Here is a 22776-nt window from a genome sequence, read left to right as displayed (position 1 = left end):
TAGCATGTCTTGCTGTGTGTCTTGCACTGTTTTGTCAATGATTCAAGGTGAATGCCCTGGATGTTCACGGCCGTCCTGCTCCCTTCTTTACGCAAATTTTGCAAACGTCTAACGTCGAGCGTGCCGCCCATCCGTAAAGTTTCTTCCCGGTTTTAATTCGGGAAGAAAGGGCGCTTGTGGCCGAGGCTTCAAATGAAACGAAAATCGCGGAAGATACGCAAATTGATGCGCTCTTCGAAAGCCTCAAAGTCGATGTGGTGCGGGGCATTCAGGACGAGGGCGGCGTCGCATCGAACCTCGTCGAGGCGCTCATGCTCGCAAAATATCTTGAACGAGTGGGCGACCATGCCCAAAACATCGCCGAATGGGTAGAATACGCACTGACCGGCCGTTATAAAGGAGAGGTTCTCGGATGATCTATTACCTCGAGGATGATGAGCAAATTCGAAACCTGGCGCTCTATACGCTCGAACAAACGGGTCATGCGACGCGCGGGTTCTCGCGCGCGTCCGAGATGGACGTCGCGCTTGCGGGCGAGGTGCCCGATTTGTTCCTTCTCGACGTAATGCTTCCCGATGAAGACGGCATTTCTGTGCTCAAACGCTTGCGCGCTGATTCGCGTACCGCAAACGTGCCCATTATGATGCTCACCGCGAAGTCGACCGAGTTCGATACGGTTTGCGGTCTTGATGCGGGTGCCGATGACTACCTGGCGAAACCTTTTGGCATGATGGAGCTCATCTCTCGCGTGAATGCGTTGCTGCGCCGACACGAGCGCGATGTTCGGGCGGGACAGCGCGAACCGGGCACAGCGAGCGATGAAGACGTGCTCGAGGCGGGCCCCATCTGCTTGGATATTGCCCGCTATCAAGTAACTGCGGCTGGTGCGGAGGTTCAGCTCACGCATAAGGAATTCGAAATGTTGCGTTACCTCATGGAGAATCGTGGCATCGTGGTGTCGCGCGACTTGCTGCTCGACCGCGTGTGGGGCTACAGCATCGCGGGCGAAACTCGCACGGTCGATGCCCATGTGCAAACGCTGAGAAAGAAGCTTTCCGAGGCATGCTCCGAAGCGGCGACGTATATCGAAACGGTGCGCGGCGTTGGCTACCGCCTGAAGGCGTAGGTCGCCTATGGTGGTAACCGCGGTTCTCGACGAGGAAAAAGCGTCTTCTGAAACTGAAAAGCCCGCGAGACGAAAGCGTCTTCTCGCGCATCACTCGCTCGCCCACAAGGCGGCGGCGGCTATTATGGTCGCGACAACGGCGGTGGCGCTCGTGTGCGTTGTTGCGTTTGCCGCGGCGTCATACGCCACGCTCGACTCGCGTGCATCCGAGGGAATTGCAGACGAATCACATCGCTATGCTTCGTATATAGAGACCGCCCAGCTCGATGGCGATGAATTGCTCGACTTTCTTGATGAGCAGTCGGAGCTTATGGGAAGCGACATGCGCGTCACGCTCATTGCAAGCGATGGTACGGTGCTCTTTGACAACGACGTGACTGATGTGTCGACGCTCGGAAGCCACGCCGGTCGCCCCGAATTCGTTCAGGCGGAACTCAATGGCGAAAGCAGCGCCGGCCGCTATTCGGAAACCCTGCAAGAGGTCACGCTTTACCATTCTGTTCGCCTTCACAATGATGACGTGCTGCGTTTCGCCACTACGCAGTCGAGCGTGTGGGGCATGATGCTGCATATGCTGGGGCCCTGCGCCGTGGTTGTGGCGCTCGCGCTTATCGCGGCGGCCGTAGGGTCGCGTTTTTTGGCTCGGGTGATTTCGGCTGACCTTATGCGAATCGATTTGGATCGGCCTCTCGAATCGGATGCTCCGGTTGAGCTCGCCCCCTTGCTCACGCGCCTTGACGCTCAGCATAGGCGCCTTGAAGCTCAGGCGAGCGAGCGCCGCCAATATACGGCAAACGTGTCGCACGAACTTAAGACGCCCCTCACGGTAATTTCGGGTTATGCAGAAATCATCGCCGCCGGTATTGCGAAAGATGAGGACGTGAAGTCGTTCGCGCATACCATCCACAGCGAATCGCAGCGCATGCGCAGTATGGTCGACGATATTATTTCGCTCTCGAAGCTCGATGACATGGGAAAAGGCGGCGCATCGGGCGATGATTTGGGCGTCGATATGAATCAGGCCGTCTCGCTCGAATCTCTTGCCAACGATGCGTGCGAGCGCTTGCGTCCCTATGCCGAGGACCACGGGGTTTCTCTTACGTGCGAAATCGAACGTAGCGGCAATGAACTCGTGGTCGTGCGCGGCAATATGCAAATCTTGAGCGAGATGGTGCGCAACCTGGTCGAAAATGCGATTCGCTACAATGTCGAGGGCGGCCGTGCGACAGTCTCGGTTATTGGTGCGGCTGACGGATCGGCCGTTGTGCGCATGAGCGACACGGGCATCGGTATTCCGCTCGAGCTTCGCGAGCGCGTATTCGAGCGCTTCTTCCGCGTTGACGAAAGCCGCTCGAAGGAAACAGGCGGGAGCGGATTGGGGCTTGCCATCGTTAAGCATGCCGCGCAAGTGCACGGAGCGAAAATCACCGTGATGGGAAATGATCCTCAGGGCACGATAATCGAAGTGCGCTTTCCAGCGAAATAACGTGCCAATCTCGAGAACCTGTTAAATGCTCGCAGCGTTTAACAGGTTTTTTGTTGTTTGGGAATGCGCTCGGTGAGGCGCTCGCCGTGCAAATGGTTATCGGCAATGCCGTGCAGGTGCCCGACGGCCTGTTCACTCCCGCGTCCACCCTTACGAGCGTGCTGACCATGGGCATCGGCAACGAGATGATGGGCACGGTATATTCCGATGTTCTGTGGTCGCTTGCTTTGCTGCTTTTGGCGATGTCGTTCGTGTTCATCTCCATCATTCATTTCATCGAACGCAAGGGAGGCCTGAACGCCAATGGCCGCTAGTGTTGACAAAATGGTCGCCGATCAGGGTATCGTCGGAGCTCGCCCGCCGCAGGGGGCGCCGAATCGAGCGCAAAGCGAGAAGGCGGAAGGTGCTCTTGCTTGTCGCATTGCCTTGCAGGATACATTCGCCACGGGCGTGCTGTTCGCCATCGTAGCTGCGATTTGCGCGTTGCTGTTCTCGCTTATCGCGTACATTGTGGCGAGCGGTGCGGGCAAGCTGTTTGACGTGAGCTTCCTCACAGGCAAGCCCGAGCAATTCAAGGAAGGCGGCGGCATTGGCCCCGAGCTGTTCAACTCGTTCTATTTGCTGGTGCTCACTTTGCTTATTTCGGTGCCTATCGCGCTTGGCGGCGCGATCTACCTTACTGAGTACGCTCCGAAGAACCGCTTGACGCATTTCGTGAAAACGGCCATTGAGGCGCTTTCGTCGTTGCCCTCCATTGTGGTTGGCCTGTTCGGATTCCTGTTCTTCGTGTTGCAAATGGGCTGGGGCTTCAGCATTTTATCGGGTGCTTTGGCGCTCACGATGTTCAATCTGCCCATTTTGGTGCGCGTTATTCAGCAGGCGCTCGAGGCTATCCCCAACGACCAGCGCGAAGGCGGTTTAGCGCTCGGAGCGAGCCGTTGGGAGACGACCATTCACGTGCTGCTCCCCGCGGCGTTGCCCGCTATTATCACGGGCATCATTTTGTCGGCGGGACGTGTGTTTGGCGAGGCTGCGGCGCTTATTTATACGGCGGGGCAGTCGGCGCCCATGCTCGATTTCACGAGTTTCGACTTTTCGAGCGCTTCGTGCCCGTGGAATGTGTTCCGCCCAGCCGAGACGCTTGCGGTGCACATCTGGAAGATCAACAGCGAATGTGTGGTGCCCGACTTGGACGCGGTTTCGAGTGGTGTCGCTGCGGTGCTCATGGTGTGCATTCTGGCATTCAACCTGCTTGCTCGATTCGTTGGTCGCCTGGCGAGTAAGAATACACGCTAAGTTGCAAAAAATGTCGCGAAGTCCGTCCATTTTGGATGTTGCGCTGATTTTTGGCTCCCTCGATTCATTTCTTCCTCTTTCTCGGTTAGCTGCTAAACTACCTATTTATAACTGCATTGGCTGGTGGCGTGCTGGCTGCCGCAAGAGAAAGGGTAGGGCGTGAAGCTTCTCGAGGATCGCATTCAACGTGACGGCGTGGTGAAGGCCGAGGGCGTTTTGAAGGTTGACGGTTTTTTGAACCATCGCATCGATATCGAGCTGCTTGATGCGATGGGTGCGGAATTCAAGCGCCTGTTCGCTGATGCCCCCATCAATAAAATTCTTACCATCGAGGCATCCGGCATCGGAATTGCTTGCATGGCTGCTCGTCATTTCGACAACGCCCCTGTGGTATTTGCGAAAAAGGCCCAGTCTATCAATCTCGATGGCGAAATGTATCGCACGCGCATCCAGAGCTTTACGCATGGCAAGGTATTCGACGTTATCGTGTCCAAGAAGTTCATTGGCCCCGACGACCACGTGCTTATCATCGATGACTTTTTGGCGAACGGCTGCGCGCTCAATGGCCTGCTCGAGATTGTCGAAGCGGCTGGCGCTACGGTTGAGGGTATTGGCATTGCGGTTGAGAAGGGCTTCCAGCCCGGCGGCGCGAGCCTGCGCGAGCGCGGCTATCACTTGGAGTCGCTCGCTATTGTCGACGCAATGGATCCCACCACGGGCCAGATTACGTTCCGCCAGGCCGGCGAGCCTGCGCCGAGCCACGAGCTGACTGTGGAAACCTGCGAAGCATAAATTATTTTGAAGAGAGGGGCTCGCTGCCGCATGCGGCAGCGAGCCTTTTTTGTTTGCCGGAAAACCGAACGCGAATAAAGGACGCTCCCATGTCGAAAACAGAAACCGCAGCCCAAGGTTTCAACCATAGGCATCGGATTCACCCAGGTGTCTGAAATTTTCGTTTTGTTGCCCGAAATGCTGCAGAACGTATTTGCCGATAACTGCGTGGCCGTGGTGTTCTTGGTGGCGGTTATCGCGAACCTCGTGTTGCCGAAAGACATTTTCGTCGATGGCGCCGAGGCTGAAGGCGCAGCTGAGCATTATAGGGAAGCCCAAGCGGAAAACGACGGACGTGCGGAATTCGATACTGCGCAATCGGAAGGGACTGAGGTTGCCGCAGCGAAATTATGATGAAATGCATGAAGGCGAGGGAAAGCGATTCCCAAGCTGCATTCATTTAATCGAAAACCGTGGCTTATGCCCCATAGGCTAAAACCGCTGATAAAAAAGAGGGAGGCGTGCTTGTGCAGCGCCTCCCTCTTTTGGTATTGCCGGGTGCTTGTTCTTCGGGCGAATGCTTTTATTGCAACGTGCCCAGTGCATCTTTGCCGACGATGACGAAAATATCGAAGCTGTCCATCGATTCGCCCGCGGTGGCTTCGTCGAAAGTTTGCACGCTGCCAAGTCCCAGTGCGGAAACGACCTTTTCCGCTTCCTCTTTGACATCGGCGGCATCGTCGCCCGTGCCCTTTACGTATACGACGGTCGTGGGAGTGAGGCCTCCTGCAATCGCATACGAATCAAGTGCGTAGGTGTGATTGTCTTCGGTGAGGCCTGTTGCTACGAGTTTTGCCTGAGCGGCGCCTGCCAGTCCATCTGCGCCGCCTCCGTTGCGAATGGCGATGGCGTACGCGCCTTGATGTTTGGCGGCTTTCGCGGAATCGTCTTGGCTGGCTTTCTCGTCGGCGGCTTTATCGGCGTTGCCCTCTTCTGTCGAAGCGGCTTTTTCGTTCGCACCGGTTGAGGCTGCGTTAGTGTTTTGCGTTTCGGTTTGGGCAGGTGGCGTGGCCTTCTCGGGCTCATGGCCGCACGAGGTCAAAAGGAAAGCGCCGCAGACGAGAAGAAGAGTCGCAAGGGCGAAACCCGTTACGCGTGCGGCGGGGATGCGTGCTTGGTTATGGGTGAATCCGTTGTTCACGGAGCCTCCTAAAATGCAAGAGGGGGTACAAAGTGCATCTATTGTAGCGCAGTCGAGCGACGTGTGCAGGCCTTGGTGGGCGAGGGGCGGCGTGAAATCCGCGACAAAAAACCGCCCCAGCGTCAGCGGAAGACGTCGGGGCGGGATCATGCGTGGCATGGGCGCTCTTGATGAAGCTCCGTGCCGTACACGAGCTTTATTTGGCCAAGGACTCGAGGTCGATTTCCATCAGGCGCTTAATCGCCAGGATGTAGGTGCGCATGGCACGGCGCAGCGTTTCCTCGGAAATACCCTCATCGGCGCCGTGCATGGGGCCGACCCACTCGGGGTATTCGTCATGCGGATCTTCGGGGCCGAAGCTCGCAGCGCACGGGAATTCGCGCGCGTAGGTGCCGCCGCCGATGGTGAACGGGTCGCCGTCGAGGCCGGTGGCGTCGTGGTACGAAGAAGCGAGCATTTGGATTGCGGGGCTCTGCGGGTCGACGAGGAACGGAACCAAGGTCAGCGTGTTTTCGCAAGTCGCATGGTAATCGGCAGCGACAGCGGCGATCTTTGCCTGCAGCTCGTCGTTCGTGGTGGACGTGGGGTAGCGAATGTCGATGGTGAGCTCCAAGTGGGTATCGACCATGTGAATGGTGCCCGCGATGCAGGTCAACGGATCGAAGTAAGCGTCGGCCGTGTCGATGCCGATGGAGCTGCCGTCGGTGGAGTCCATGATCTTCACTGCGAGACGCAGGAACTCGGCCTCGTCCTCGCTGCAGAGGTCATGCTCAAGCGCATAACGCGCGAGCATGCCAATGGCGTTGACCGTGCCCTCGGGCAGCGATGCATGGCCGCCCTTGCCCGTGGCGACGATCTTCGCGCGGCCGTCGCCGGCGTCGGTTACCTCGAAGCCGGCGGGCGCAGGCAGCTCGGCGGCGTTTGCCTTCACGACGAGGGTTGCCTGGCTGGGGACGGCATTGGTGGCCGCGTCGCCCGTGGTGAAGTCGACGATATTGCCGCCCTCGAGCTTCTTCGACGTAATCAGGCCGTCGAAACCGCCCTTTTCGCCGTAGCACACCGAGAATTCGGCGTCGGACGTGAACAGGAATGCGGGAGCTTTGTGGTGGGCGAGGTAATAGCCCACGTCTTTCATGGTTCCGGTTTCCTCGTTGGTGCCTACAAGCATGCGAATGGTGTAGGGGAGCTTCTTGCCTTCGGCTTCGCAGCGCTCGGCGAAGAACTTCATGGCGTACAACGAAACGACAAGCGGGCCTTTGTCGTCGAGTACGCCGCGGCCGATAAGGAAGCCGTCGCGGCGCTGCATGGTCCACGGGTCGCTTGTCCAGCCGACGCCCGGCACCACAACGTCGGCGTGGCAAATCATGCCGAGCTGGGTTTCGCTTTCGCCTTCGAGGTCGGCCCAGCCGATTTCGCCCGCCTCATCGGTAGTCGGAAAGCCCAGGCGAGAAGCCAAGTCGAGCGCCGCCGTCATGCCGGCGTGCGCGTCGGGGCCGCTGGGGTGCTCGGGCGTGGCGGCGTCGAAGTCGACGACGCTTGGAACAGCGACGAGATTGCCGATTTCTTCGACGATCTCTTCCCAATGAGTGTCGATCCAGCTGTCGGCTTCGGCAAGGAATGCCGCGTCTTTCATTTCTGCCATAATCCCCTCATCCTCTCTCTTGTTCGGGGCAGTTGGCTTCATTTTACCGCTTGGCGATGCCCGCGCTCGGGTCGTGCGGTAATTTGGACAAGCTGTTATCGTGCGTTAGTCATACCAGCCTTCAACTTGCGCCTTTCGCTGGTCAAGCACGCGTTTTTGGCCGCGCATGTCCTGCATGTTGAGTCGAAGCGCTTTCATATCGGCATTGCTCGTTTTCGACAGCGGTTGCGAGACGATGTCGACGATGCTCTTGCGGACGCGCTTGTATTCGCGTTTTTCGCCCCATTTCATGGCGCGCTTTGATACGTGATACTCATCATCGAGGCGTCGCAGCAATTCGCGGGCTTCGTCGAGCTCGCGAATACGTTCGCGTTCCGCGGCATCGGATGCGGCGTTTTCGCCTTCGGCAGCGTGCGCGGTCTCGTTGAACCCCGTGGGAATCTCGTTCGTCTCAACGATGGCTTCGTCTTTTCGATCGAGATTGTTGACGCCAATGGTGAGCAGGCCTGTTTTATCCACGTCGAAATTGACCGTGACTTTCGGAACCCCGGCTGCCGACCAGCGAATATTTCGAAGGCGAATGCGCGCGATGCTTTCGCAGTCTTTCGCCAAAGGGCGATTTCCGTAAACGACATGGAATTCCATTGCGGTTTGATATGACGATGCTGTAGAGAACAGCTCCTCTTGGTGAATCGGCAGCGTGCGTCCTCGCCTTACCACGGCATGGGCGCGGCCATCGGGAAGCTCGATGGCGATGTCGAAGGGGAGCTTGCCGTTGGCGCAGTCGAGCTGAACGCTCGTCGAGCCTCCTGTTTTTTGGTTTCGCGAGAACTTGCTTTTCCCGACATTGATATCGACGGTCTTCTTTGCCATGGAAGGCCACACCCTCTCGTGAATCGTTTGATTTCAAGCGCGCTTTCCGAGCACACTATTTCTCCATTAGCCCTGTTGTAGCAAAAAACATGCCTATGCATAAGGGACGATTGCGCACGAATGCTGCGACTGTCGGCATGATGTTTGCTCAGGGTACGTTGGCTCGCGTTCGCGATACGGGGTGCGAGCCGGCTGTCTTATCTGTGCGGCGCTCACGGACAGAGCGTCGCCAGGCTCCTTTTACGGCTTTACAACTGAGCATGCGATGCGGGACTGCGCTGTTTGGCACGCTTTTTGCTTAGTTCCTATGCATCAAGGTGGTTGCATATATGAAACATGAGAAAGAGGGGTTTCGCGCATGAGCAAAGAGTACCCAATCCTCGGCTCCCCGCTGAAGGTCAATGGCGTTACGCTGAAGAACCGCATGATTACCACGTCGATGTCGCCTGGTTTGGGCTATGTTACGCCCGACAATCGTCCCACCCAACGTCTCGCGAATTATCTTGAAGAGCGCGCCGCTGGCCAGACGGCAATGATTATTCAGACCATTGTTCCCTGGAAACGTAATGAGCTCGAGGCGAGCAATCCGATGATTCATGCTCTGCCTTCGTGCTACGACGAGACGTGCATTCCCGACTTGAAGAAATATATGGTCGACCCCGTGCACAAGCATGATGGCCTTATTTGCGCTCAGCTTTATTGCGTGCATGATTGGAAGCCCTCCGACGAGCTTCCCGAAAGCGCGTATGGCCCCTCCGATATCGCCATTCTGAAATTCATGAGCGGCTTCAAGGCCATGACCATTGAGCAAATCCACGACTTCCAGAAGCAATACATCAATGGCGCTCGCGTCATCAAGGAAGCTGGCTTCGACGCCATCGAGGTTATGGCGGGCGTTGGCGGCATCATGAGCCGCTTCATGGCGAAGGCGACGAACAACCGCACCGACGAATACGGCGGAAGCATCGAGAATCGTGCCCGCTTCGCATGCGAGGTCATCGCGGGCGTGCGCGAGGCCTTGGGCCCCGATTTCCCCATCGTCGTTCGTTGGAGCCCGATCGACTTCATCAAGAGCCCTGCTGGCGAGGGCCTTTCCATGGAGGAAGCGCTGCAGATTGCGCCCATGCTTGAAGAGGCTGGCGCCGACTTGCACGATTTGGCCGTGGGCTGGCACGAGACGAGCGAGCCTCTGACCACGAAAGTTATCGAAGATTGCCACTGGACGTGGATTTCCCAGAAAATCAAGACCGTCGCCAAGAAACCGGTGGCTCAGGGTTACCGCAATACCGACCCGACCGCTATGGAGCAAGCTCTTCAGGCGGACAAGGTCGACGTGATCGCTGGCCTTCGTTACAGCATCGCCGACCCCGACCTTCCTCGAAAGGTCATGGAAGATCGAACCTGCGATATGCGCAAGTGCATCGTGTGCTGCCGTTGCCTCGATGACGTGGTGAGCCAGGGCAAGCCGATGAATTACTGCGGCGTGAACCCCCATTTGGGCGCAGAGCTCGATCACGAGATGTACCCGAAAGCGGAGAAGAAAAAGCGCGTGATGGTCGTGGGTTCTGGCCCGGCTGGCATCAATGCAGCCGTGTGCGCCGTTGAGCGCGGCCATGAGGTCGATCTTTACGAAGCAGGCCCCCGTCTGGGTGGCTGCGTGAAGATGTCTTCGATTTTCAGTCCTTATCACGAGCGTTATCTCGACTACATGAACAACCTGGTGAAATCGCATCCCGAAATCAAGGTGCATTTGAAGACCCCAGTCGATGCTTCCGTGGTTAAGGCGGCCAAGCCCGATGCTGTTATCGTCGCAATCGGTGGCGATGTTATGACGCTCGATGTTCCTGGCGTGGATAACGCCAACGTGCTCCAGTCCCACGACCTGCTCGAGATGCTCAACGGCAACACGCCGCACACCAAGAGCGCATTCAACAACTTTATGTGGTGGGGTGCGACCAACGTTGTGAAGATGCACTACACTCCGAGCTTTGCCCGTTGGGCGACTACGGCCATGAATTGGCCTGTGAGCCGCGAGGTCGCCATCATCGGCGGCGGCTTGCCGGGTTGCGAGCTGGGTCACCTGTGTATGGAGACCGGGCGCCGCGCCACCATTATCGAGGAGAAAAAGAAGATCGGCTACGACGTGGGCGGCTCCGATCGCTTCGGCCTGATCAATGGCTTCAAGAAGGCCGAAAACATCGAAATGCATGCGCTCACCAAGGTCACCGAGATTACCGATAAGGGAGTCAAGGCTGTTCAGACCGATAAAGAGGGCAATCAGACCGAGATTTTCGTTCCCGCGAAAACCGTCGCGATTACGTTGGGATTCAAGCCGAACCATGCTCTGGCTGAATCTCTCAAGGGCATTTGCGACGAGGTGTATTTGGTTGGTGACGCCGATGAGCCGCATCGTATCGCCGATGCGACCAAGGCTGGCTACGTTGCCGCTTGCGCCATCTAGGGAGTGCCTGCTATGAGCGAAAACACCGATATGGTCTACATGGAAAAAGGCGAAGACGGCGTTGCGGTTGTGTATCTGAACCAGCCCAAAAAGAAAAATGCCATTAACGCCACCATGATGGATTTACTGACGGAATGCTTCCATACTGCCGACGAGGACCCAGAAGTTCGCGCGATCGTCCTTCGCGGTTCGGGCAACTGCTTTACGAGCGGCGGCGATTTGAGCCAAAGCTCCCCCGAGGAAAACACCCCCGAGCACGCGCGTAAAACGTATCGCAAGTATTGCCGCACCGTCACCGCCATGCGCACTATTGCCAAGCCGATTGTGGCCATGGTCGACGGCTATGCCGTGGGCGGCGGTTTCGCGCTCATGCTCGCGAGCGATTTGGTATGCGTGAGCGAGACGGCCACTGTGATTCCGGCGTTTTGCCAAATCGGCATTGCTCCCGAGATGGGCGTGGTGAAATTCTTGCCCGAATTGGTTGGCATGCAGCGCGCCAAAGAAATCCTCTTCCTGGGCGATCGCATTTCTGGCGTGCGACTGGGCGAGCTCGGCATTGCGAACCGCGTGGTTCCGTCGGAATCCCTCGAGGAAACAACGATGGAACTCGCGCGTCGATTGGCGGAAATGCCCGATGCGTCTATCCAGGTGGCGAAGGGGATGCTGAACTCTTTGAGCGATACCAATCTCCAGGCTTCGCTCGCGCTGGAGCAGACGAGTTCCCCGTTCTGCACCACGACGAAAGCCTACGCCAAAACTATGGAGAAGTTCGCCCGCTAGGGCTTTTGGGACGGGCGGCTTTGCCGGCATCGGCGGCCGCCCATTGCGCCCTTGGTATTGAAGGGTGCTTGATGAATTTGCATGGGCCGAAATGAGGGGGCCAAGGTGTCTGGGGCAACAACATATGGCAACATTATCGAGCCATTTCTTGAGAATGTTGAAAAGCGCCCGCAGCGTGTTGCCTGCGTATGCGGCGAGATTACCCAAACGTATGAGCAGCTGGATACCTTGGCTTGCAAAATCGCCCGTGCGTTTCGCAATCGAGGCGTGGAAACAGGCGACAAGGTAGCCTATCTCATGGAGAACAGCGTCGAGCTTATCGCCGTCTATTTGGCGATTCAGCGCATCGGAGCGGTTGCCGTTCCTTTGAACTATCGACTTATTCCTCGCGAAATCGCATATCTCACGAATGCGGTCGATGCGAAGCTCCTTGTATTCGCGAAGAAATTCGAAGAGAAAGTCGTCGAGAGCCGTCGCGATTTCAATCCCGAGCTCGACCTTCTTGCCGTTGGCGCATCGACGCCGTTCGCACCGCGCTTGTTCGACCTTTCCGCGCCCGCTGAGCCTGACCTTGAGCTTTTCCGTGACGAGGGCGCTCTTTCGCGCGTGCAGTTTACGGGCGGCTCAACCGGCCTTCCGAAAGGCGCATGCCGTACTCATGGGCAGGATTTGGCGGAAATTCGGGTTATTCTGCGCTCGAACGCCATGCTTGAAATGGACCACCCTGTCGTCCTTATTCAATGCCCGCTTGAGCACCATGGTGGCCATAGCTGGTTCATGTGTGCCCTTTCGGCTGGCGCAACGATCGTCATTTGCGGGAAGTTCGATGCGCACGCCGTGCTCGACCAAATCGATGAGCATGGGGTGACGCATATGATTCTGCTGCCGCCGACGACCTACGTTCGCCTCGTCCGCGATGGTGGCGTGTCGTCGCACGATTTGTCGACCGTTCGCATTGTGCAAAGCGCGGCGGGCGCCATGACGCCCGAAATCGTGCGGGCGATATACGGCGCATTCCCCAATGCTGAAATCAATTACGGCTGGGGGCAGAGCGAAAGCGGCTCCGGCATTACGATGCGTTTGACGCGCGAGATGCTGGAAGAGGATTCCCCGCTGCTCGATGCACTTGGCAAGCCGATGGATGAGATGGAAATACGCATCGTCGACGATGAAGGAGACGATGTGGCGCCTGGCGAGCCTGGTGAGGCCCTTGTCAAATCCCCCGCGGTGATGAGTGGCTATTATGGGCAGCCTGAAATTACCGCAAACACCATTACGCCCGATGGATGGCTGCATACGGGCGACGTCATGCGCGTTGACGAAAACGGCTACTACTACCTGTGCGCCCGCAAAAAGGACATGATCAAATCGGGCGGCGAAAACGTGTTCATCAATGAAGTGCAAACCGCCATTTTGAGAAATCCCGATGTGGCCGATTGCGTGGTCTTTGGCACGAGCGATCCGGTGATGGGCGAGGCTGTCGCTGCCGTGGTGCAACCGGTGAAGGGTAAAACCCTCACGGCGCAAGACGTGCAGGAGGCCTGCAAGGCCTATATCGCAAGCTACAAAAAGCCGCGCTATGTACTGTTCGTTGACAACTTGGGCCGCGATGATGCGGGAAAGATTCGAATGAAAAACGTCGTTGCCTATTTTGACGCTCACGTCGAGAAGTAACGGCCCTTTCCGAATGTTGAATTATATTTTTAAGAGACGCTGTCCTTTTGGGCAGCGTCTCTTCATTTTGGCACGCTTCTTGCTAATTGCTTATCAGAATCGCAGCGCAGTCATGCGATGTTGTGAACGTTAAGCAAGGATGCGGGAAACAGAGGAAAGGAAAACCATGGATTTCGCCCTTACCGAAGAACAAGAGTTGTTGCTCGAGAGCGTCGACGAGCTGATGGAGCGCTATGGCACTGAGCAGTATTTCAAAGAGTGCGACGAGAAGCATGAGTGGCCGACGGAATTTACTGACGCGCTGCTTGAAAACGGCTTTCAGATGCTCGGCGTCGACGAGAAGTTCGGTGGTACGCCCGTTGACGTGATGACGCTTATGCTGGTTTCTGAGCGCATCTGCAAAAATGGTGCGCCCATCTATGTGTACGGCAACCTGTGCGCGCTCAAAGACATGACGGAATACGGTTCCCCTGAGCAGCAGGAGCAGTGTTTCGCTGAGGTTATGGCTGGTCGACCGGGCTTCGTGCTTGGTTTCACCGAGCCTGGTGCCGGCTCCGACTCGAGCTCGCTCGCTTCTACGTACGAGCGTCGCGATGGTAAGGTGTACCTCAATGGCAATAAATCGTTCATGACCAACGCCGTGAACTCGAAGTACATGCTTTGCGTCGCACGCAATGCGGCCGACGATCCCACTTTGCGCGAGAATCGTTCGAAGTTCAGCATGTGGTGGGTACCCCTGCGCGATGACGAGGGCAACCTCACGCCGGGTATCTCCATCGAGCCGCTTGAGAAAATCGGCTGGAATATGGGCAATACCTGCGAGCTTCATATGGAAGACGTCGTCCTCGAAGAGAAGGACCTCGTGGGCGTTGAGGGCAATGGCTTCATGCAGGCAATGGTGAATTTCGAGGTCGAGCGCCTTATCGCATGTGCCCAGAGCCTCGGTGCCGCCGAATGCGCGTTTGAGGATGCGACGCATTACGCAACCCAGCGCGTGCAGTTTGGCAAGCCCATCGGCAAGAACCAGCTCATCCAGGAGCACATCACCGAGATGTACATGAAGATTGAAAACATGCGCAACTGGGTGTACAAGACCGCATGGAAGATTGACAACGGCGAACCGGTGCAAATCGATTCCGCGGTGGCGAAACTGTATTGTGGCCGCGCGGCGTTCGAGGTGTGCGACACGGCCTTGCAGGTCATGGGCGGTATCGGCTACACCAAGGATTGCCGTATTTCTCGCTTGTGGCGTGACCAGCGCGTCTATCGTATTGGCGCCGGCACCGATGAAATCATGATTCATATTGCAGGCCGCGCTATTCAGAAACTCTATCAAGACTAATGTGGGTCGCGGGCGTGTATTGCTCGCGTGAAAAGCCAACGAATGGGAGTCTGGTGTATCGAGCGTGCCTAAAGAGCATGCAGGCTTTGACGCGTGGCCAAAGCCAAAGCACTCAGGCTTCCGTGTAGTGACGTGATTTCATCGCGCGATGGGCGACGGAATCAAAAGAAAGGGGAACGACATGGCTGAATTCTTTGACCCGATGGGTGACTTGCTTGCTGAGCAGGCGCAGGTTGACGTGCTTGTCCAGGATTTCTCTGAGGAAGACTGGAACAAAATGGCGTCGTATTGCACGACGTGGAAGCTGAAAGACGTCATTGCCCATATCGCGTTTTTCGATTATTGCGCCGCGGAGCTGCTTAATGGCCGTGGTGAGAGCGTGAATGCCGTCGCGGACGCATTCAGCGACCAGGACGAGCATTACCATGTTTTGAAGTGCCAGGACATGACCGGCGCCGAAATTCTTTCCTGGTGGCGCGAGCAGCGCACCATCATGAATGAGGCGTTTATTGCGGGTGGCCCCAAGAGCCGCGTGCCTTGGGCGGCCGGCATTCCCCCCATGTCCAATCGTTCGCTTGCGTCTGCGCGCCTTATGGAGCTTTGGGCTCATAGCGTCGATATCTACGACGCTCTTGGCATTGAACCCGTTGTCAAAGATCGCATTGCCTCCACGCTGTTCCTCTCGTGGCAGGGCCGTCCGAACATGTACAACGTGAATGGCCTCACCTTCGACCCCGAGGTTCCGATGTACCTTGAGCTCACCTTGCCTTCGGGTGAGGTATGGGCGAAGGGTGATCCTGCGAGCCCGAATTATATTAAGGGCTCCGCTCGTGACTGGGCGCTCGTGGCGATTCGCCGTCGCAATTGGATGGACACCGATCTTGAGGTTGTGGGCGACGAAGCTCGCACGTATGCCTCTATCGTTCAGACATATGCTGGTCCCGCAGATCCTGCTCCCGAGGCAAAGAATCAGCGCTAATCATTCTCTTCGCTCCAAGGCCAGGTTGCGAGACCTGGCTGCGGCGAGGCCCCCGGTCGGACAGGGGGCCTCGCCGCAGCCATCTCCTTAGGGCTGCATCGTATGCGCGATGCGAATTATGAGCGGCGTGAAGCCAGAGCGCCGCTGGTTGCCTTGCGCTTACCAAGCTTGTGTAGAAATGCCCCGCAATTGTCGGGGCATTTCTACGTTTGAGGGCGCGTAGACGCCGCTCGCACAACGATGGCGAATGTTGTGCAGTTTTTAATTGACGATGGGGGGAGGGGTCTCCTATCATACGGCTCATCCCTTTGGGGGGATTCGCACTGAAGCTTGTTAATGATTTGTCAATGCGAATATGTATGTATGTATAAGTTGCGTTTTGCTTGGAGGACGAAACGGCGGACGCGTCTTTGGTGAAGGAGGCGGTTCCATGGCAGGTCATGGCCGTACGAGCTGGGATGACGTTGCCGTGGTTACGGTGTCGATTCTGCGTCTTGTCGCGCGTTATGAAAAGCAGAATGGCGAGCCTGCTTCGCTTTCTCGTCGAGAGATGGCGAAGGTTGTCGGCGTGAGCGAATATCGCGTACATGCGGCCATACGCCGTCTTGTCGGCTCGGGCCTCGTGAACAGCGAAGCGCGCTATCGAGACGATGGCGGTCGTTTGGCGAATGCGCTTTCCGTCACTGATGCCGGCAAAGCGTTCTTGGTAGGGATTGAATAACCCGCTTCATGCGATAAAGAGGCTATGAGGCTACGTCGCGCGGCATTTGTCGCGCGTTTTTTTGTTTGTCCTGATTAATCGAGGGAAGTGGTGATTGCGCGCTCTTCGTTTTCGATAGGGTACTTCATCGGGAGCGGCTGGCATTCGTCCCGCTTTTCGCAATCATCGCAATCGGATGCGACTTCGGGGGCAATTTCATCCCATTCGACGGGGGTGCATCCAATGAACTTGTAGAACCCCACCGCATAGCCGCGAGCGACGAAGCGGAGTTCGCCGTAGCGCTCCCGCGCGGCTTTCATGAGCGCTGCGCCCACGCCATGGCCGCGCAGCGATTCGTCGACGACGATTGGATTGACGTGTGCGATGCCGTCGTAGATGCGAAGGCGGCAAAATGCCGCGATGCCGCCAGAGAGATGTGTCGCGACAAGCGTGTCCTCGAAGCCGTCGAGCGTGCCCATGTCGGCCGCCTCGCCCATGCGAATAATGGCGGGATAATCCGCTGGGGTCGACATACGAATTTCGGCTATGGCGTCAATTCCGTAAGGCATTTCGTGCTTCGTCATGGTACTCAAATCCAACGCGTCCGTTTCATGCGTCTGTGCGATGCCGTTCCCCGATGTGTTCATGTTCATCCCCCAGAAAGATTTAAACGGCATTTCTGGCATATACTAACGCTTATATGTCAAGCATATTTTGTGCCAGAATGTCATATTTGTTCGACTTTTCAGAAACTCATAGTCAAATTCGATGCTTTTCGTCTTTATATGCCATTTGAAATAGATAGAATATCAGATGCGGAATTGCATAGTGCAATGTAAACGGCTTAACGACCCGTGCGTCCTCGGACGTGCGTGCGTGAAACCGGGTCGGAATAGATAGGCCTAAACCAAAGCGAAGGGGGCGTTTGTGGTTTCTGGTACTTTGTCGACGGGCTTGACGCCGAGAACGTCCACGAAGACGAAAACGCGTCTCGCCCCCGTTTCGATGCAGGGCCTTGAAGTGCTTGCGTTGCCAGTTGCCTCGCTTCCCGATCGCATTGCCTCTATGGCCGAGTCGAACCCTCTTCTTGAAATCAATTACGAAGACGATTTATTCAGCTACGATGCCCTTCCGAGCGAGTCGGCATTCGAAGAGGCGAAGGAGCGTGCCGAAGCGAAGGCGTACGACGTTACGGGTTGGTCGGCTCCTCGCCATACGCTTGGAATCGCGGGCGCAACCGAGTGGGACTTTTCTCGTATCCAGGATGATTGCATAGAGACCGAAACGCTGCATGAGTTCCTGCACCTTCAGGTGACCGATTTGCATCTGAGCGCTTGCGACCTTGGGGTCATGAATGCTCTTATCGATAACGTGACCGACGACGGGTACTTCGTTGGCGATGTCGGCATGGTGGCGTTTGAGTGCGATGTCGAATATGCGTGTGCCGAAAGGCTGCTCGAGGCGTTGCAGCGCCTTCAGCCGCGAGGCGTTGGCGCGCATGATGTTCGTGAATGTCTGAAGCTTCAGATTCCCGACGACGAGCCGCATCCCGAAGTTATGTCGGAGCTCATAGAAGGCTACCTCGACGATCTCGCCCAAGGCAGGCTACCTGCAATCGCTCGAGAACTTGGCGTGTCCGTCGATGAGGTCGCTCGCATGAAGCGCGTGGTTCGCGGCATGAACCCTCGTCCAGGCTCGGCGTTCTATCAACGCCCCGATTCGCGCTATGTCATCCCCGATATCATCGTGCGCCGAAAGGGCTCCGATTTTACCGTTGAGGTGGTGGGAGCTTCCAAAAATTGCCTGGCGTTGAACGCCGAGTACGTGGCGATGATGGAAGAAGAGGGCCTTGCGCGTGAGGTAGCGGCGTATTTGAGCGAGAAGCGCGAGGAAGCTGATTCCTTTTTGCGCAATCTTGAACAACGTCGTCAAACGCTGCAGCGATTCGGCGTGTTTCTGGTAGAACGGCAGTTCAAGTTTTTCCTCACGGGCGGCTCGGCGCTCTCGCCGCTGACCATGCAGCAGGCGGCCGATGCTCTTGACATTCATGTATCTACGGTGAGTCGAGCTGTGCAGGGAAAATATATCCAAACGCCATGGGGAACGTTCCCGCTGAAAATGTTTTTCACGCGCGCCATGCCGCGGGTTTCTTCTGGCATGGGTCTTGGGGCGCAGGCGACAACGGGTGCTGTTTCGTCGTTCGAAATCAAGCAGATGATTAAAGACCTTATCGCCGCAGAGGACAAGAGCCATCCATTGAGCGATGCGAAGATATGCGCCGCGCTGAATGAGAAGGGCATTGAGATAAAGCGACGCACGGTTGCGAAGTATCGAGAGTCTCTCGGCATCGAAGCGCAATCGCGTCGTCGGTGGTCGTGCGATTCGTAGTGGACGCGCGCGACGTTGCGTGACGATGGGCCAATTGGGGGGCCCGCATAGAGGCAATGGGGAAGAAGGGGTCGATGTACGATCAGAAAAGTCAAGTTGAAGCGTGGCGAAGGTTCATTGCGACGGGCGAAATCGACGAAAGCGTTGTTCGCCCCGAAATCGCGCGTTCATGGAAGCGCTGCCGAGCGGCGGGCGTGAATCCTTGGTCGAGCGACTTTCCTTCTATGGACGAAAAGCTGCTTGCCGAAAAGCAGCGGGCTTATGCCCACTCGCTGGCGGCGAATATGCCCGTTATGCGCATGCTTGTGGCATTACTGAATTGCAACGTCTCGCTTATGGATCAGGAAAGCTTTGTGTTCGGCTTTCAGTCGCCCTTGAGCTATTATCCGCGCACGTTCGGCACGTATGTGCTCGAGGAAGTCGTGGGAACGGGAAACGCGACCATTGTTCCTTACGAGAAGAAGCCCGTACGCGCTGATGGCTTCGAACAGTATAGGGCCATTTCTCAAACCTATTCTGGCGTGAGCGCCCCCTTCCTCGATAACCGAGGGGTGTATTTCGGCGCCATGAACCTCAATAACCCGTTCGGAATGCTTCCCGAATGCGCCCTTGATATGTGCGCGACAGCGGTCGATTTGGCCAATGAGCTCTTCCTTGCCGGTCGTGGCATGCGGGCGAAACTATCGACGGCTGAATTCTTCAAGCCGCTTATTCGCCTCATGAATCAGCCGGTGCTTGTTCTCGACAGGCGCGGCAATGTGCTCATCGCAAATGAAGCCATGCATTCCTATATCCCTCGGTATGAGACGTTTTCCTATGGGTCCCAATCGCTTTCCGCGTACCTCTCGAAGAAGACGGGCGTGAAATATGTACTCGAGTCGCCCGTGAAAGAAGGCGAGCCCTTGCCCGTGGTATTCAAAGAGGGGCGAAAGAAGGTAGAACGCGAGTTGGCGCTTTTGCATCGGTCGGCGGTTGACGTTGGCAACGGGCTCTCGTTCGTTGTGTGCGTGTTCGATGTGCCGTCCGTTGGGGCTGACTCTTCTTCAAAGTCGGGAAAGGGCCAGGCATCGAACGGGGGAGGGGCTCGCGCAGAGGGGAGCCGCAAGTCGCTTGGCCGCGCTTCGGTGAAAGACGTTGTCGACTATATCGGCGAGTCGCCTGCATGGGGCAAGGTCGATAAACTCGTTCGCAAGGTGGCGCCCATTAAGACCAATGTCTTGCTTTTGGGTGAGACGGGTGCAGGCAAAGAGGTTGTGGCGCGCGCCTTGCATCGCATGTCCGGCCGCAAGGGGCCGTTCGTTGCAATCAATTGCGGGGCGATTCCCCGTGACCTCTTCGCGGCCGAGCTGTTTGGCTACGAGGCGGGCGCGTTTACGGGAGCCAAAGAAGGCGGTTCGATCGGAAAGATTGAAGCGGCCGAAGGCGGAACGCTGTTTTTGGACGAGATTGGCGAAATGCCCCTCGATTTGCAGGTGGGCTTGCTGCGCGTCATTCAGGAACAAAGCGTCACGCGCCTTGGGTCGACCGAGCCGCATCAGCTTGACGTGCGTTTTCTGGCTGCTACGAATCAGAATATTCGATGCCTTATCAATGAGCGCCGTTTCCGCGCCGATTTGTACTATCGCCTGAGCATGGTCGAAATATCCCTGCCGCCTTTGCGCGAGCGTGAAGGCGATGTGGCCTTGCTCGTCGATCATTTCAATCGAGATTTGTCAGACTCGCTTCGTCTGCCGTGCACTCCCCTGCCTGAAGACGTTATGAAGGCGCTTGCGAATTACACTTGGCCCGGCAATGTGCGAGAGTTGCGCAACGTTGTTGAACGCAGCCTTATTATGGCAGGAGAGGGGGCCAAGGTGACCCTTGAGGATTTGCCCGTCCATGTCGCGAACGCCGTATCGGTGGGCATGTCGTTCGAAGGCCCCGCGCTCTCAATGGCGGCGGTCGCTGGGCAGTCTGGCCGCATGGCGCCGGTGGGTGGAGGCTTGCCGACGGGCATGTATTCGCCTTCGGCGGTGTTCGACCGCGTTGGGGCAGGAGCGTACGATAGGCCGTCGGCAATGGGGTATGGCTACCAGGAGTCGACTCCTTTTGGCGAGGTTGTTTCTGGGGCGTCGCCCTATGGCGTCGGCTTCGATGCGATGGCTGGTTTTGGGTTGCGTGCGGCCGATGAGCCGAGCGAGCATTCGGCAGGTTGGCAATCGGGGGAATTGCATTCGGGACAAGACCAGGATGCCGCTTTTTCCGTTGCTTCAAGCGCGGGGTTCCCCGCCGGAACTACGGGCGCGTTTTCGCAAGATGAAAATGTGGCAGAAGCTGATCGCATGCGTATCGTCAAGGCGATTCGAGGGGCTGATGGCGATTTGCTTTTGGCGGCAGAGCTCTTGGGCGTGACGTATGCTGTGCTTCGCAAGCGTATGGCCGAAATCGGCATTAGAGTGAAAACATCGATTGAGATTGAGTAAAACAAATGGCGGCCTCGCACTTCGAGGCCGCCATTTTGCGTTTATGGGTGCGGGCGATTATGAATGCTGAGCGTAAGTTCGTTCAGCTGTCTTTTGTAGGGTATTTCATAAGTTCGTCAATCGTGACGAACTTCCAGCCGTCTTGCACGAGCTTCGGCAGAGCAATGCGCAGGCCTTCAATGGTGTTCTCTCGGTTTCCGCCGCCATCATGCATGAGCACGATATCGCCGGGCGTAATCCGCATAAGCTCTGCCGCGATGCGGCTCGCCTCCGGCCGCTTCCAATCGGTGGTGTCGACGTCCCAACCAATGTCGGCAACCACGAGGTCTTCCACATTGCTCCATACTTCGGTAGGGAAGTTGCCTCCGGGCGCGCGCATCACGAAGCTTGGCTTTTGTCCGGTGGCGTCTTCGATTGCCTGAAGGCCTTTCGTGACTTCTTCGCGCTGTTGTTCGGCGCTCATATAGGAAAGGTTCACGCTTTGGCCGTCGCCCGCCGCGTGGTCCCACGTGTGGGTCGCGACTTGATGGCCCTCGGCGACCTCTCGTTTCACGGTATCGACTCCGTTGCCCGAAATTCGGTTGCCAACGGTGAAGAACGTGGCTTTCGCGCCATTGTCGCGCAGCACGTCGAGCAGCTCGTTGGTGTCGTCCCATGGGCCGTCGTCAAAAGTGAGGGCCACGACCTTTTCACCTTGCGTGTCGGGGTAGCAGCGCTTCATGATGGTGTCGACGGGGTCGCTCGTTACCTCGATGACCTGATGTTTTCCGGAAACCTGGCCGGTTTTAATTGTGCCTGAGCCATCTTGTCCTTTCTGGGTGACGATGTGCAGCGGCCCATGTCCGACGTCTTGGGCGCCATGGGCGATGGGCTGGTTTTCGGCTACGTTGGATGGCTCTTCGACGTCGACTCCGTTTGTGAAATCGATGCTCGTGTGGCCATCGAGCGGTGTGTCGGCTGCGGTAGTGGGGTCGAGCTCGTGTCCATCGAGCGTTGCCGTATAGGCTGTGCCGCTGCCTTCTTGCAGCAGTTCGCCGTCAATATCGAGCATGTTGCCTGCCGTTGCGGGCGAGCCCGCTGCCTCGAATGCGTCGTTAACGGTTGCGGTGCGAGGCAGCTGCAGTTCTTGACCGTTCACCATGATGTCGATGGGTCTAGTGCTTTGCCAATGCACGACGCCGAACAGGACGAGTGCGAGCGCAACGCACGCGCCAGCAATGGCGAACACGGTTTTTTGGGGCCTCGACGTTGATGTTTGGGCAACGGGTGTTTGGTTGCGAGGCGGGCGCGGCTCGCCGGGCGCATGGGTGCGCCGAGCGTGGGAGTCGATGGGCTTTCTGCTTGTCGGCATGTGCTGCTCGGCGGATGCCTGGACGTGCGGCGCGCGTGAATCGGTGGGAACCTGAGCGCGTGGCGTGCGCGGTTCGCTCGAGCGGCTGAGCGCTTTGGCCGGGTATGCGTGCTCATCGGCGTGACGCGCGGGAATGCGCTGCCCCTCTTGCGCGGCAAGCGGCTTTTTGGCCGGGCGAGGGCGAGCGTGCGTGCGCGTGCGCTGTGCGCCGTGCTTTTCGGGAAAGTCGTTATCGTGCGACACT

General features: G+C 57.2%; 20 protein-coding genes. 15 read left to right on the top strand and 5 right to left on the bottom strand.

Features of this window, described 5'->3' with window-relative positions:
- The first annotated feature begins 176 nt into the window (after nt 1-176).
- The 7 genes from DMP05_RS05240 (at nt 177) to DMP05_RS10140 (ending at nt 5093) form a co-directional block, all read left to right on the top strand.
- Nucleotides 177-416: a PhoU domain-containing protein gene (locus tag DMP05_RS05240; RefSeq protein ID WP_183907109.1), complete on the top strand. Its 240-nt coding sequence runs from the start codon at nt 177-179 to the stop codon at nt 414-416.
- Nucleotides 413-1126 (top strand): response regulator transcription factor, encoded by a 714-nt coding sequence (locus tag DMP05_RS05235; protein WP_123219474.1) that lies wholly within the window; start codon nt 413-415, stop codon nt 1124-1126. The genes DMP05_RS05240 and DMP05_RS05235 overlap by 4 nt, the downstream gene beginning before the upstream one ends.
- Before the next feature lie 7 nt (nt 1127-1133).
- Entirely contained in the window at nt 1134-2612 is a 1479-nt protein-coding gene (locus DMP05_RS05230) for a sensor histidine kinase (RefSeq protein WP_123219473.1), read from the top strand.
- A gap of 53 nt (nt 2613-2665) precedes the next feature.
- Nucleotides 2666-2926 carry a hypothetical protein gene (locus DMP05_RS05225; protein ID WP_148039692.1) on the top strand — a complete coding sequence of 87 codons (261 nt, stop codon included), beginning with the start codon at nt 2666-2668 and terminating at the stop codon, nt 2924-2926.
- Nucleotides 2916-3908: a phosphate ABC transporter permease PstA gene (gene pstA, locus DMP05_RS05220; protein ID WP_211326861.1), complete on the top strand. Its 993-nt coding sequence runs from the start codon at nt 2916-2918 to the stop codon at nt 3906-3908. The genes DMP05_RS05225 and pstA overlap by 11 nt, the downstream gene beginning before the upstream one ends.
- Nucleotides 3909-4067: 159 nt before the next feature.
- Nucleotides 4068-4700 carry a xanthine phosphoribosyltransferase gene (locus tag DMP05_RS05215; RefSeq protein WP_123219471.1) on the top strand — a complete coding sequence of 211 codons (633 nt, stop codon included), beginning with the start codon at nt 4068-4070 and terminating at the stop codon, nt 4698-4700.
- Between the two features lie 147 nt (nt 4701-4847).
- Nucleotides 4848-5093, top strand: coding sequence for a hypothetical protein (locus DMP05_RS10140; RefSeq protein ID WP_244595058.1), 246 nt, complete (start codon nt 4848-4850; stop codon nt 5091-5093).
- Between the two features lie 169 nt (nt 5094-5262).
- Here the strand turns inward: DMP05_RS10140 and DMP05_RS05205 are convergent, their stop codons facing one another.
- The 3 genes from DMP05_RS05205 to DMP05_RS05195 form a co-directional block, all read right to left on the bottom strand.
- Complete coding sequence (locus DMP05_RS05205; RefSeq protein ID WP_161957477.1) at nt 5263-5880, bottom strand: LytR C-terminal domain-containing protein; 618 nt, start codon at nt 5878-5880, stop codon at nt 5263-5265.
- 196 nt (nt 5881-6076) lie between these two features.
- Complete coding sequence (locus tag DMP05_RS05200) at nt 6077-7522, bottom strand: Sapep family Mn(2+)-dependent dipeptidase (RefSeq protein ID WP_311718378.1); 1446 nt, start codon at nt 7520-7522, stop codon at nt 6077-6079.
- Nucleotides 7523-7627: 105 nt separating this feature from the next.
- Nucleotides 7628-8395, bottom strand: a complete 768-nt coding sequence (locus DMP05_RS05195) for an Hsp70 family protein (protein ID WP_123219469.1) — start codon at nt 8393-8395, stop codon at nt 7628-7630.
- A gap of 358 nt (nt 8396-8753) precedes the next feature.
- Between DMP05_RS05195 and DMP05_RS05190 the strand changes: the two genes are divergently transcribed.
- From DMP05_RS05190 to DMP05_RS05165, 6 genes are all read left to right on the top strand, one after another.
- Nucleotides 8754-10856 (top strand): oxidoreductase, encoded by a 2103-nt coding sequence (locus DMP05_RS05190; RefSeq protein ID WP_123219468.1) that lies wholly within the window; start codon nt 8754-8756, stop codon nt 10854-10856.
- Between the two features lie 12 nt (nt 10857-10868).
- Nucleotides 10869-11636, top strand: a complete 768-nt coding sequence (locus tag DMP05_RS05185) for an enoyl-CoA hydratase/isomerase family protein (protein WP_123219467.1) — start codon at nt 10869-10871, stop codon at nt 11634-11636.
- A gap of 105 nt (nt 11637-11741) precedes the next feature.
- On the top strand, nt 11742-13310 hold the full coding sequence (locus DMP05_RS05180) for a class I adenylate-forming enzyme family protein (protein ID WP_161957476.1): 1569 nt from the start codon (nt 11742-11744) through the stop codon (nt 13308-13310).
- 166 nt (nt 13311-13476) lie between these two features.
- Nucleotides 13477-14652 carry an acyl-CoA dehydrogenase gene (locus DMP05_RS05175; protein ID WP_123219465.1) on the top strand — a complete coding sequence of 392 codons (1176 nt, stop codon included), beginning with the start codon at nt 13477-13479 and terminating at the stop codon, nt 14650-14652.
- Between the two features lie 181 nt (nt 14653-14833).
- Nucleotides 14834-15631, top strand: a complete 798-nt coding sequence (locus DMP05_RS05170; protein WP_114614686.1) for a TIGR03084 family metal-binding protein — start codon at nt 14834-14836, stop codon at nt 15629-15631.
- Nucleotides 15632-16061: 430 nt separating this feature from the next.
- Nucleotides 16062-16352, top strand: coding sequence for a MarR family winged helix-turn-helix transcriptional regulator (locus DMP05_RS05165; RefSeq protein ID WP_114614685.1), 291 nt, complete (start codon nt 16062-16064; stop codon nt 16350-16352).
- A gap of 74 nt (nt 16353-16426) precedes the next feature.
- Here the strand turns inward: DMP05_RS05165 and DMP05_RS05160 are convergent, their stop codons facing one another.
- Nucleotides 16427-16930, bottom strand: a complete 504-nt coding sequence (locus DMP05_RS05160) for a GNAT family N-acetyltransferase (protein ID WP_161957475.1) — start codon at nt 16928-16930, stop codon at nt 16427-16429.
- A gap of 328 nt (nt 16931-17258) precedes the next feature.
- Here DMP05_RS05160 and rpoN point away from each other — a divergent pair, with 328 nt between their 5' ends.
- Nucleotides 17259-18719 carry an RNA polymerase factor sigma-54 gene (rpoN, locus tag DMP05_RS05155; protein WP_123219463.1) on the top strand — a complete coding sequence of 487 codons (1461 nt, stop codon included), beginning with the start codon at nt 17259-17261 and terminating at the stop codon, nt 18717-18719.
- Nucleotides 18720-18793: 74 nt separating this feature from the next.
- Nucleotides 18794-21181: a sigma 54-interacting transcriptional regulator gene (locus DMP05_RS05150; protein ID WP_161957474.1), complete on the top strand. Its 2388-nt coding sequence runs from the start codon at nt 18794-18796 to the stop codon at nt 21179-21181.
- A gap of 82 nt (nt 21182-21263) precedes the next feature.
- Here the strand turns inward: DMP05_RS05150 and DMP05_RS05145 are convergent, their stop codons facing one another.
- Nucleotides 21264-22775, bottom strand: a complete 1512-nt coding sequence (locus tag DMP05_RS05145) for a polysaccharide deacetylase family protein (protein ID WP_161957473.1) — start codon at nt 22773-22775, stop codon at nt 21264-21266.
- Nucleotide 22776: the final 1 nt, after the last annotated feature.

This window comes from Slackia isoflavoniconvertens (assembly GCF_003725955.1).
GTDB classification, from domain to species: domain Bacteria; phylum Actinomycetota; class Coriobacteriia; order Coriobacteriales; family Eggerthellaceae; genus Slackia; species Slackia isoflavoniconvertens.
This window is presented reverse-complemented; position numbering and strand designations above follow the sequence as displayed.

Bases quoted from the DNA above. Each gene is read 5' to 3' on its own strand.
- DMP05_RS05235 (WP_123219474.1), top strand. From the start codon at position 413: ATGATCTATTACCTCGAGGATGATGAGCAAATTCGAAACCTGGCGCTC.
- DMP05_RS05230 (WP_123219473.1), top strand. From the start codon at position 1,134: ATGGTGGTAACCGCGGTTCTCGACGAGGAAAAAGCGTCTTCTGAAACT.
- pstA (WP_211326861.1), top strand. From the start codon at position 2,916: ATGGCCGCTAGTGTTGACAAAATGGTCGCCGATCAGGGTATCGTCGGA.
- DMP05_RS05200 (WP_311718378.1), bottom strand. From the start codon at position 7,522: ATGGCAGAAATGAAAGACGCGGCATTCCTTGCCGAAGCCGACAGCTGG.
- DMP05_RS05195 (WP_123219469.1), bottom strand. From the start codon at position 8,395: ATGGCAAAGAAGACCGTCGATATCAATGTCGGGAAAAGCAAGTTCTCG.
- DMP05_RS05190 (WP_123219468.1), top strand. From the start codon at position 8,754: ATGAGCAAAGAGTACCCAATCCTCGGCTCCCCGCTGAAGGTCAATGGC.
- DMP05_RS05185 (WP_123219467.1), top strand. From the start codon at position 10,869: ATGAGCGAAAACACCGATATGGTCTACATGGAAAAAGGCGAAGACGGC.
- DMP05_RS05175 (WP_123219465.1), top strand. From the start codon at position 13,477: ATGGATTTCGCCCTTACCGAAGAACAAGAGTTGTTGCTCGAGAGCGTC.
- DMP05_RS05170 (WP_114614686.1), top strand. From the start codon at position 14,834: ATGGCTGAATTCTTTGACCCGATGGGTGACTTGCTTGCTGAGCAGGCG.
- DMP05_RS05165 (WP_114614685.1), top strand. From the start codon at position 16,062: ATGGCAGGTCATGGCCGTACGAGCTGGGATGACGTTGCCGTGGTTACG.
- DMP05_RS05150 (WP_161957474.1), top strand. From the start codon at position 18,794: ATGTACGATCAGAAAAGTCAAGTTGAAGCGTGGCGAAGGTTCATTGCG.